The 9,568-nt window shown below is 70.5% G+C and carries 12 protein-coding genes; 6 read left to right on the forward strand and 6 right to left on the reverse strand.

Annotated elements, in window-relative coordinates; translation table 11 throughout:
- Positions 1-272: GGDEF domain-containing protein (locus VIB55_RS03185; protein WP_331875218.1), on the forward strand; the 272-nt coding region annotated here is incomplete at its 5' end.
- A gap of 96 nt (positions 273-368) precedes the next feature.
- Here the strand turns inward: VIB55_RS03185 and VIB55_RS03190 are convergent.
- Positions 369-1,700 (reverse strand): hypothetical protein, encoded by a 1,332-nt coding sequence (locus tag VIB55_RS03190; protein WP_331875219.1) that lies wholly within the window; start codon positions 1,698-1,700, stop codon positions 369-371.
- 218 nt (positions 1,701-1,918) lie between these two features.
- Here VIB55_RS03190 and trhA point away from each other — a divergent pair, with 218 nt between their 5' ends.
- The 5 genes from trhA to VIB55_RS03215 all read left to right on the forward strand — a co-directional run bounded on the left by trhA (position 1,919) and on the right by VIB55_RS03215 (position 5,994).
- On the forward strand, positions 1,919-2,560 hold the full coding sequence (gene trhA / locus VIB55_RS03195; protein ID WP_331875220.1) for a PAQR family membrane homeostasis protein TrhA: 642 nt from the start codon (positions 1,919-1,921) through the stop codon (positions 2,558-2,560).
- Positions 2,561-2,698: 138 nt separating this feature from the next.
- Positions 2,699-3,076, forward strand: coding sequence for a type II toxin-antitoxin system RelE/ParE family toxin (locus VIB55_RS03200; RefSeq protein WP_331875221.1), 378 nt, complete (start codon positions 2,699-2,701; stop codon positions 3,074-3,076).
- A complete protein-coding gene (locus VIB55_RS03205) occupies positions 3,073-3,432 on the forward strand; it encodes a helix-turn-helix domain-containing protein (protein ID WP_331875222.1) in 360 nt (119 codons plus the stop codon). Before VIB55_RS03200 ends, VIB55_RS03205 begins: the two co-directional genes overlap by 4 nt.
- A 27-nt stretch (positions 3,433-3,459) precedes the next feature.
- Positions 3,460-4,188 (forward strand): hypothetical protein, encoded by a 729-nt coding sequence (locus tag VIB55_RS03210; protein WP_331875223.1) that lies wholly within the window; start codon positions 3,460-3,462, stop codon positions 4,186-4,188.
- 144 nt (positions 4,189-4,332) lie between these two features.
- Complete coding sequence (locus VIB55_RS03215) at positions 4,333-5,994, forward strand: flavin monoamine oxidase family protein (protein WP_331875224.1); 1,662 nt, start codon at positions 4,333-4,335, stop codon at positions 5,992-5,994.
- Between the two features lie 115 nt (positions 5,995-6,109).
- On the opposite strand, the gene VIB55_RS03220 is transcribed toward VIB55_RS03215, so the two are convergent.
- From VIB55_RS03220 to VIB55_RS03240, 5 genes are all read right to left on the reverse strand, one after another.
- Entirely contained in the window at positions 6,110-7,456 is a 1,347-nt protein-coding gene (locus VIB55_RS03220) for a radical SAM protein (protein ID WP_331875225.1), read from the reverse strand.
- A gap of 253 nt (positions 7,457-7,709) precedes the next feature.
- Positions 7,710-8,645, reverse strand: coding sequence for a hypothetical protein (locus VIB55_RS03225; protein ID WP_331875226.1), 936 nt, complete (start codon positions 8,643-8,645; stop codon positions 7,710-7,712).
- Between the two features lie 10 nt (positions 8,646-8,655).
- Positions 8,656-9,042: a lasso peptide biosynthesis B2 protein gene (locus tag VIB55_RS03230; RefSeq protein WP_331875227.1), complete on the reverse strand. Its 387-nt coding sequence runs from the start codon at positions 9,040-9,042 to the stop codon at positions 8,656-8,658.
- Positions 9,042-9,329 (reverse strand): PqqD family protein, encoded by a 288-nt coding sequence (locus VIB55_RS03235; protein ID WP_331875228.1) that lies wholly within the window; start codon positions 9,327-9,329, stop codon positions 9,042-9,044. Before VIB55_RS03235 ends, VIB55_RS03230 begins: the two co-directional genes overlap by 1 nt.
- A 28-nt stretch (positions 9,330-9,357) precedes the next feature.
- The coding region (locus tag VIB55_RS03240) for a hypothetical protein (RefSeq protein WP_331875229.1) at positions 9,358-9,568 on the reverse strand (211 nt) is incomplete at its 5' end.

Genomic DNA, 9,568 nt, shown 5'->3' on the forward strand with positions numbered 1-9,568 from the left:
CGGGCGACCTCGCGGCGCGGCTGGGGGGCGAGGAGATGGCGGTGCTGCTGCGCGACGTGGATCTGCCCCGCGCGCGCGAGTTCGCGGAACGCCTTCGCGCGGCGGTGGAGCAGATGACGGTGCCCATCCCGGGCGGCGCGCTGAGCGTTACGGCCAGCGTGGGCGTGGCCGCGGCCACGCCCGGGCACGACAAGACGGCGCTGGTGCACGCGGCCGACAAGGCGCTCTACCTGGCCAAGGCGCAGGGCCGCAACCGCGTGATCGCGGCGTGAACCGCCGAGGCGCGGAGGACGAGGAGACGAGCGGGCCGAACCTCCGCCGTTCTCCGCGACCTCCGCGCCTCCGCGTGAGACCCGATCTCTACGGCGTCAGTCGACCAGGCGCAGGATGTCTTCGAACAATTCCCGCTGAACCCTCTCGATCATCTCGTCCGTCAGCGAGCGCCACAGCTGGCGCCGCTGGTCGCGCCGGCCCTCGTTGCCGAACAGGGCCTGGTCGTCGCGCGAAAGCATCAGCTGGCGCCAGTTGCCCTGGAACACGGGCTCGCGGAAGCGGGCCTGGCCTTCCACCTGGAACACGTCGTCGCCCACCGAGCGGCGTTCGCGCACGTCCACGATGTCGTAGCGCACCCTCGCCCACAGCTCGCGCCGGCCGGAGCGCACCGTGTATGCCGTGTCTTCGCCGGTGCGCAGGCGGGCCGTGCGGCGCTCGCTGCGCACGTCGCGCTCCTCCGTGCGCGCGCTGTCCACGCTCATCCGCACCACCAGGTCCGCACCGAGTGCCCGGCCCAGGCTCGCCGCCGCCATGACGCCGCCGCGCGGCCGGCGCACGCCGTCGTCGCGCCGCAGCTCCCGCCGCACCTCGCGCGGGTCGATCACCTCGATGAACGTGGGCGGCTCGTCCCACGCATCCGCCTCCAGCTCGTCTTCCACCTCGCGCAGCCAGTCCACCGGAAGCGCATCCTCCACGCCCGTCTCCGACGTCACGGGGAGCACCGCCACGCGCACGGTGCCCTCCTCCAGCGCCCGGGCCTGCAGCTCCAGCAGCTCTTCCGCACCGGGGAAGTCGCGACCGAGGGAGGCGATGGCCCGGCCCGCCACGTCGTACGCCGCGCGGAAGCGGCCCTGCTCCGCCTCGTGCTCGCTCCAGGCTACGTACGTCGCCACCCGCGCCTCGTTCAACCGCCCGCGCTGCGCCGCCGAAGGCTGCCAGCGGTCCGCCGCGCGATCAAGCCGCCCCAGCGCGTCGCCAAAGCGGCGGGACGCGGCCAGCTGCGCGCCGCGGTTCACCGCCGCCTCGATCGCTGCGTCCAGCACATCGCGGCGGTTGGATGCGTAATCGGCCGGTACTGCCAGCTGCACGCCGACACCCGCGGCGTCGCGCCGCAGCCCATCCAGCCGCAGCAGCACGTCGGCCGCCTCCTCTACCTCGCCGGCGGACGCCGCGGCATAGGATTCCGCCAGGTACTGTTCGATGGCCAGCGCGCCGGTCTCGTTCGCGCGCGCGCGGGCCTGCGCAAGCGACGGATCGCGCCGCAGCGCGTCGATGTAGCGCCGCGCGGCCTCGGCAGACTGGCCGCGCTCCTCCAGCTTTGCGCCCTGCTCCAGCCGCTTGGAAGCCGTCATGCACCCCGCGGCGAGCGCCAGGGGAAATAGCGCCGCCACCAGGGCCGCGCGCCGATATGGGAATGGAATCTTCATGGTCGGGAAGGTGGGATCGTCGTGGGATCAGAACCGCGCCATCAACCTATTCACCCCTGGACCCCCCGGCGAGTTCCCAAAAAGAGGACACTTTCGGGCGAAGGTTCCGCCCGGCCCGCTGAGCGCCGCTCATCAAGTGGACAGGCTTTACAGACCTGCCCCGCCACCACTATCGTACGGGAGCGAGTGAACGACGCCCACTCCGAACGAAACCGCCCATGGAAGCATCCGATGACCGCCGCTGGGAGCTGGCGAACGCGCTGACGCACGGCGTGGGCGCGGTGGCGAGCCTTGCCGGCGGCGCGGTGCTGGTCGCGGGCGCCGCGGCGTACGGCGACGCATGGAGGGTGGCGAGCAGCGCCGTGTTCGCGACCACGTTGGTGCTGCTGTACACCGCGTCCACGCTGTACCATGCCGCCCGCTCGCCCAGGGTGCGGGCACGGCTGCAGGTGTTCGACCACTGCGCCATCTACCTGCTGATCGCGGGCACCTACACGCCGTTCACGCTGCTGGGGCTGCGCGGCGGATGGGGATGGAGCCTGTTCGGCGTGGCGTGGGGGCTGGCCGTGGCGGGCGTGGTGTTCAAGCTGTTCTTCACCGGCCGGTTCCCACGCGTGTCCACCGCCATCTATCTCGGGATGGGATGGATGGTGGTGGTCGCCGCCGCGCCGATGCTGGAGGCGCTGTCACCGACGACCATCGGATGGCTGGTGGCGGGAGGGCTGGCGTACACCGGCGGCACGGTGTTCTACCACAACCGCCGCCCGTACGCCCATGCCGTCTGGCACCTGTTCGTGCTGGCCGGCAGCGTGTGCCACTACGTCGCGGTGGCGACACACGTGCTTCCCGGCACCAGTTGAACGCAGCGCGCCACCCCAGCCGGGCCCCGATCCGCCCGCGAGGAACCTCCTCGCGGGCGGATCTCTTTTCCGCATGTAAAACCCGCCACAGGTGGTACTTCTCGCATCCAACCTTTCACTCTTGACGGAGTATCGCAATTGAGTATAATCCAGGGAGGAGCACCAAAGCCGGTTGATTGGATCGGACGTGCGCATCAGGAACTACGGGATTTTCCCCGTGCGGCGCGTAATCAGGCCGGCGTTGAACTGCGTGCGGTGCAAAACGGTTTGACGCCAGCGGACTGGAAGCCACTGGAGGATGTCGGCCCCGGTGCCGCGGAGATCCGAGTGCGGAGCTTTCAAGGCGGTACCGTCCAGCATCGGGTGATCTACGTCGCGAAATTTCCCGAGGCAGTGTACGTGCTGCACGCGTTCGAGAAGAAGACGCAGACTACGCCGCAGCATCATCTGCAGATTGCGGCCAAGCGGTACCGGCAGATGGTTCGCCTGAGGGCTATGCGAAAGGAGAATGCATGATCGAGCACACCACCCCAGCGGACGGGAACGTGTTCGCGGACCTCGGCTTTCCGCCCGAAGAAGCGGAAAACATGCTGATTCGATGCGACCTGATGCTCGACATCGAGCAGATCATCGCGGTACGGGGGTTGAAGCAGAAAGAGGCGGCCAAGCTTTTCGGCGTATCCCAGCCGCGGATCAGCGACTTGAAGCGCCGCACGCTGGACGCGTTCACCATCGACTCGCTGGTGAACATGCTGGCGACCGCAGGCTTCCGCGTGGACGTGAGCGTCCGTCCGATCCACGCGAACGAGCGCCCGGAGGCCCAGGCCGTGGAAATGCCCGTCGAAGAAGAGGCGGAGCGCTTATCCGCCTGACGATTTTCCCACCTCCACTCCCGGACCATGATGCGACGCTCCACTCCCCTGATTCTCGCGGTGGTCCTGCCGCTCACCGCGGGGTGCATCCCGTACTCCGCCGGCACCACGGCCGTGCCCACGCCCGTCGGGACGATGGAGCCGAGCATGTCGGCATACTTCATCCCCGCGGGTGTCGACTACGAGGACGCGGATTCATCAGACTCGCCGCTGTTCGGCGTGGACCTGGAGGCGCGCATCGGGATCGACGACCGATCCGACCTGGGGATCCGGGTCCCCGGGTTCGTAGGCGTGGTCGTGGACTACAAGCGCCGGCTCGACGCGGGGCCTCATGACGGGGCGGCGGTTGCGGCGACGTTCGGCGGCGGCGTCGTGAACCTGGGCGACCACGCCCTGGTGCAGGCCGGCCTGCTCGCGTCGGGACGGCAAAACAGCGCCGCCACGGCGTACGGGGGGGTCAAGGCGATGCAGGTGATCCCGCTGACCTCCGGGGCCGTTTCCGACCAGCCCACCATCGGCGCATTCGCCGGTGTGCGCCTGGGCTCTCAGCGGCTGGGGATCAGCCCGGAGATCGGGGTGTTCTACGACCCCTCCGCCCTGGATCTGCGCCAGTCCAACTGGATCGTAGTTCCCTCATTCACCTTCCACGGCCAGCAACTGCTGGACCTCTTCTTCGGCGGCAGCCGTCGCGGGGCTGATCCGTTTCCGCCGCGTCCCGCGCCGGTTCCGCGCCCGCCGGGAGGCCGCTGGCCGTAGGGGCGGTCCAAACGGAAAAAGAGGCTCCTGCCCGGCGGGTACTTCATCCGTGCCTCTTCCCGACGATTTCCTTGCCTGCGGGTAAGGCGGCGAGCATCTATTGTGGGCAGTTCGATCATCCCCCCACAATGGAGCGGCAAAACAATGAGTGATGACCACACGCAGGCATCGGGCGGCGGCTGGACACGGCGCAGGTTCCTGGAAGCGATGGCCCTCAGCGGGGGCGCGGCGGCGCTCTACGCGCGCGCCGACGCGGAGGCCGCCGTACCGCCGCTGGAGCCCTCGCCCGATGCGGCGCGGGGGCGCACCGCGCTGGTGCTGGGGGCAGGCGTGGGCGGAATGGCGGCTGCGCTGCACCTGCTCGAGATGGGGTTCGACGTCCGCGTGCTGGAGGCGCAGCAGCGTACCGGCGGGCGCAGCCTGACGCTGCGTTCGGGCGGCGAGGTGGTGGAGGTGCGAAACGGCGTGCGCGAGGTGCAGAAGTTTCGGATGGACGCGGGGCTGTACTTCAACGCCGGGCCCGGGCGCATTCCGTACCACCACACGGCGCTCATCCGCTGGTGCCGCGAGTTGCGGGTAGAGCTGGAGCCGTACGTGATGATGACGCGCGCCAACCTGTACCAGACGCCGCGGGCGTTCGGGGAGCAGCCGGTGCCCAACCGCCGCATCGCCAACGACACGCGCGGCTGGATCGCCGAACTGCTGGCCAAGGCGGCCAACGATCCCATTCTGGCCGAGGATCTGCGCGGGGTAGACCCGGCCGGGCTGCAGTCGCTGCTCAAGGTGTTCGGTGACCTGAACAAGCAGCGGGAGTACGCCGGGTCCACCCGCTCCGGCTACGTGATCCCGCCCGGGGTGACCTCGCCGGGCGACCCCGAGCCGCCGCTGCCCCTGGCGGAACTGGTCAAATCGCGGTTCTGGGACCACAAGTTCTACCAGTCGGAGGAATGGGACTGGCAGCCCACCCTGTTTCAGCCTCGCGGCGGGATGGACCGGATCGAGCGCGCCATGGCTGCACGGCTGGGACGGCGGGTGCAACTGGGGCGCGAGGTGGTGCGGGTGGAGACGGTGGCGGGCTCGCCGTCGCGCGTGCGCGTGGTCCATCGCAACGCCGCCACGCAGGCGAGCCAGCAGGAGCTGACGGCGGACGTCTGCATCAGCACCATCCCGCTCCCGATCCTGGCGCGCACGCCCAACAACTTCAGCGCGGACTTCCGCGCCGCCATCGCGGCCGTTCGCTTCGCGCCCACCTGCAAGGTGGGGTGGCAGTCCAACGGGCGGTTCTGGGAGGACGACGACCAGATCTACGGCGGCATCAGCTACATCGACCACCCCATCACCCAGATGTGGTACCCCTCCAGCGGCTTCTTCGAAGGCCGGGGCGTGCTGACCGGCACGTACAACTACGAGCGGGACGCCATCGACTTCGGGCGCATGGCCCCCGCGCAGCGGCTGGAGAAGGCGGCCGAGGGCGCGCTGCGGCTGCACCCGCAGTTCGATCGCCACGTTCCGCGCGAAAAGGGGATCAGCATCGCCTGGCAGAACGTGCCCTTCCAGGAGGGCGGCTGGGCGGAGTGGACGGAGGAGATGGTAGAGCCGTACTCGCGCCTGCTGCATCCGGAGGGGAACTTCTGGGTGGCGGGAGACCAGGTCTCGTACCTCCCCGGCTGGCAGGAGGGCGCGGTGCTCTCCGCCCGCTACGTGGTGCAGAACCTCGTTCAGGCGCCGCGCCTGCTCGGGGAGGCCGTCACGCCGCGTCGCGCGCCGAACACGGCCCGCGTGGTCCGCGGCGAGCACCAGCAGTAGCGCTATTCCCGGCCCGGCGGATCTGGTATGGGGTCGGCCGGCCGCTGCCGCGAAAACGACCCCGCCGGCACGCTGCCGGCGGGGTCGTTCCGCTCGATGAGGACGGACGGGCCGGTCAGGCCGTGGCGGCCGCGGCCATCAGCTCGTCGGCGTTCTCGTCGTTCGGGGCCAGCGTGTCCATGAAGCTGCTGACGGAGAACACCGCGTTCCCCGGCCCCGGCGGGCCGTAGCCCGGGGGCGGCTGCAGGCCGTGCTTTTCCAGCGCCTCGCGGTACGTCTCCAGCAGCCGGATGTGGTACTCCAGCGGCGCGCCCTCGGGATTGTCCTGCCCCAGCGGCGTGGAAGGCTCCGGGCACCAGGTGGTGAACCGCGGCGTCACCCCGCGCGACATGAAGTGGTCCAGCCCCTCGCGGGTGCTGGCGATGGCCTCGTTCACCGTCTGGAAGCCGAACGGGCGCGCCATCTCCACCCCGGCCACGAAATTGGGGATCACGTAGCGCGCCCCGAACACCTCGGCCGCGTCGAAGATGCGCCGGTGCCACTCTTCACGCCCCACGTAGCGCTCCTTGCCGGGGCAGATGATCTCGAACAGGCGCTTGTCCCACACCTCGAAGTTGGGGTGGTAGATCTTGATGCCGTAGTCCTTGAAGCGCTGTACGTCTTCACGCGGCAGCGCCTGCGCCACCACCTTGCCGATCCAGCGCCCGGGAAAGCGGTCCTCGATGGCTTCGGCGTAGCGGCCGTAGAAATCGGCCTCGGCGTAGCCGTCCACCTTGCTCGTTACGCTGCCGCCCGTGAGCGTGTACGCGTGCGAGGTGTGGCCGGTGTCGTACTGGTCGATGATGGCCAGCGCCTCCAGCACCTCGTCGATGGGCTTGATGCCGGTGTACGGGCGCCCCGCCTGCTTGTGCTGCCGCCAGTTGTGGTTGATGTCGCAGTACTGGCACTCTTCCTTGGCGCCGAAGTACTGGCACATGCGGAAGACGGTCAGGTACACCAGATAGCCCCACTGGATGGTGGGGGCGATCTCCATCACCGTCTTGCCGTTGCTCAGCGTGTGCCGGTAGTACTCCGGCATGGGCGGCAGCGCCACGTCGGCGATGGGCGCGCCGTCCATCGACAGGTTCAGCGTGCCGCCAGCCCCGCGCGAAACGCGGTAGGGCGAGTCGGGGTTCACGCGGACGGAAACGATGGTGCGGCGCAGCCCGTACGGCCCGCCGGTGAGCGAAACCTCCTCGGGCGGGCGGCGCCGGGCGGCGTTGCCCAGTTGCGCGAGCGGCTTCTGGTCGAACGAAAAGATGAAATAGCTCTTGGGCTTGACTTCGCCCTCGAGGTTGTCGGTCAGCGCCGAATCGTCGAACGCCATCCCCGTGCGCAGCAGGTCCTCTTTCAGGACCGCCTCGCGCGGAACGTGGGGAAAGCGGGCCATCAGGCCCTCGACGAGCGCCGTGCGGGTTTCCATGGTCTTGGACGCGTCCTTCCCGAATGCGCGAAGGTGAAAGCAGCGCACGAATTTAACACGATCCGGGCCCCTCCGGAAACCCGGGGTGCGCCCCTCGCCTGCCGAAGCGCGATTGTCATCCCGACGGAGCGCCCACCCGGGACCGTGGAGCCTGCACGGCAGACCGCAGCGACGGAGGGATCCGCCACACACCACGCGAATCTCACGATCGCCGACGCGTCCTCGAATCCAATCCGCTCGTCGACGCGTCTCCCTACGTCAGCACCCGCACCAGCCGCTCCGGGTCCGCGTACGTGTCCAGCCCCAGCCGCAGCTCGTACGCGGGGAGCGACGCGGCCTCCTGCAGAAGCCGCAGCACCCGGGGCGCCGCGCCGCGGTCCGCCAGCAGCCAGGGCGACTGCCTCAGCAGCCGCGCCAGCGCGTCGGCGGCGGGCAGGGGTTCACGGGCCGTCGGCCGGTCGGCCTCCACGCGCGGAAACAGCAGGCCCGCCAGCGGCGCCGTGCGCGTCCACCGCCCCGGCCAGCGCTCGCGCGGGTCGGTGGTCCCACGGCGGTGCAGGGGGGCGCCGCCCTCCCAGCCTTCGTCCAGGTGAAAGGGACGGGGCCAGCCCTCCACCCTCAACTCCCCATCCGCCGCGCGGTACAGCACCACCTGGTCGTCCGACACGTAGCGCCACCCCGCCTGCAGCAGGTTGGCGCTGGTGGTGGTCTTTCCCGCGTGCGAATCGCCCACCAGCAGCCACGCGCGCCCATCCGCCCCCACGACCGCCGCCGCGTGGGCCAGCGCGCGGTCCATCCGCCCCAGCAGCAGCGCGGAGGCCAGCGTGGCCGCCGAGAACAGGTTCCAGGCGACGGGGTCGGAGAGCGCCGGGTCGGCCAGCGGAGGCACCCGCAGCTCGGCGGCCCCCGATGCCAGGTCCACCATCCCGTAGAATCCCAGCGTCCCGTCCAGCACGGCGCGGTCGCCCTCCAGCCACGCGGCTACGTCGCCCATCCGCAGGGTAGGCGCGGCGGACGACGGCGCGCCAACCGCGGACCCGCCGGACGCGAGAACGCGGACCACGGCACCGGCCGGATCCGCGGGAGTGTCTTCGGGAAGCAGGGGAATCCACAGCGAGGCGGCGCGCAGGAGCTCCGGGACGACCTCCATCCGAAGCGCGCCGTCGTGCAGCAGCGAGCGGGCGATCACGCCGGGCGCGTCAGCCCTTGATGGAAAAGGCCCGCATGGCGTCGGGCGCGGGGGGCTCGGCGGCGGGGTCGGGCACCACCCAGGCGTGGGCCAGGATCTGGCCGGAGCCCTCGCTCCTCACGCCGATGCGCACCACCGCCGGAACGCCGTACCGCCGCAGCACCAGGCACTCCGCCACGCTGCGGTACAGGCAGGTGCGCTTCCACGGCAGGCCGGGAACGCGTGCCAGCACAGTCACGGTCGCCAGCGCCGCACGCACCGCGCCTCTCGGGGGGCGTGCGCCCGGCCGCGCGGCCGCGGGTTCGCGCAGCAGCTCCGTCCACCGGCGGCCGTGCAGCCACAGGGGAACGCGCAGCCCCGCCCACACCCCGCTGAACGCGGCATCGGCCAGCTGCATCACCCCTGCCCGTCGTCGGCGGGAGATACCAGGCGGCGCTCCGCCAGCTCGGCCAGCAGGCCGTCGACGGCCGCGGCCGCGTCGGCGCGCTCCACTTCGAACTGGGCGCACAGGTCGTCCACCAGGGCGTCACGGCCCAGTCCGCGCTCCAGGCCCTTGAAGACGGCCGCCGCCGTGGCGTTCAGGCGGTAGTAGTCCTTGGTGTCCATGTGCAGCAGCACCGCCTCCCCTTCCAGGTGGGCGGCCAGCACGTCGTCGGGAACGCGGTATTCCTGTTCGTCGGTCATGTCGTCGGGTGCAGCCGGGGCCGGCGGCCTAGAAGACGCTGCTGCCCGGGTTGCTCACGTCGCCGCCGCCATTGATCGCGGCGCCGGTCGCCAGCGTCAGGTTGGTCAGGCGCGGAAGGGTGTCCACGCGCGGCAGAACCCAGGCCTTGCGGGCGGCGGGCGTCTGGACCGGAACGGGCGTGCTCTTGGCGTTCATGGGACTCACCTCGAAGGTGGTGCGCCGGAAAGGCCGGCGCACG

The organism is Longimicrobium sp., assembly GCF_036554565.1.
Taxonomy (GTDB): Bacteria; Gemmatimonadota; Gemmatimonadetes; order Longimicrobiales; family Longimicrobiaceae; genus Longimicrobium.

Coding starts and splice junctions, on each gene's coding strand:
- VIB55_RS03190 (WP_331875219.1), bottom strand. CDS start 1,700: ATGAAGATTCCATTCCCATATCGGCGCGCGGCCCTGGTGGCGGCGCTA.
- trhA (WP_331875220.1), top strand. CDS start 1,919: ATGGAAGCATCCGATGACCGCCGCTGGGAGCTGGCGAACGCGCTGACG.
- VIB55_RS03205 (WP_331875222.1), top strand. CDS start 3,073: ATGATCGAGCACACCACCCCAGCGGACGGGAACGTGTTCGCGGACCTC.
- VIB55_RS03210 (WP_331875223.1), top strand. CDS start 3,460: ATGATGCGACGCTCCACTCCCCTGATTCTCGCGGTGGTCCTGCCGCTC.
- VIB55_RS03215 (WP_331875224.1), top strand. CDS start 4,333: ATGAGTGATGACCACACGCAGGCATCGGGCGGCGGCTGGACACGGCGC.
- VIB55_RS03220 (WP_331875225.1), bottom strand. CDS start 7,456: ATGGAAACCCGCACGGCGCTCGTCGAGGGCCTGATGGCCCGCTTTCCC.
- VIB55_RS03230 (WP_331875227.1), bottom strand. CDS start 9,042: ATGCAGCTGGCCGATGCCGCGTTCAGCGGGGTGTGGGCGGGGCTGCGC.
- VIB55_RS03235 (WP_331875228.1), bottom strand. CDS start 9,329: ATGACCGACGAACAGGAATACCGCGTTCCCGACGACGTGCTGGCCGCC.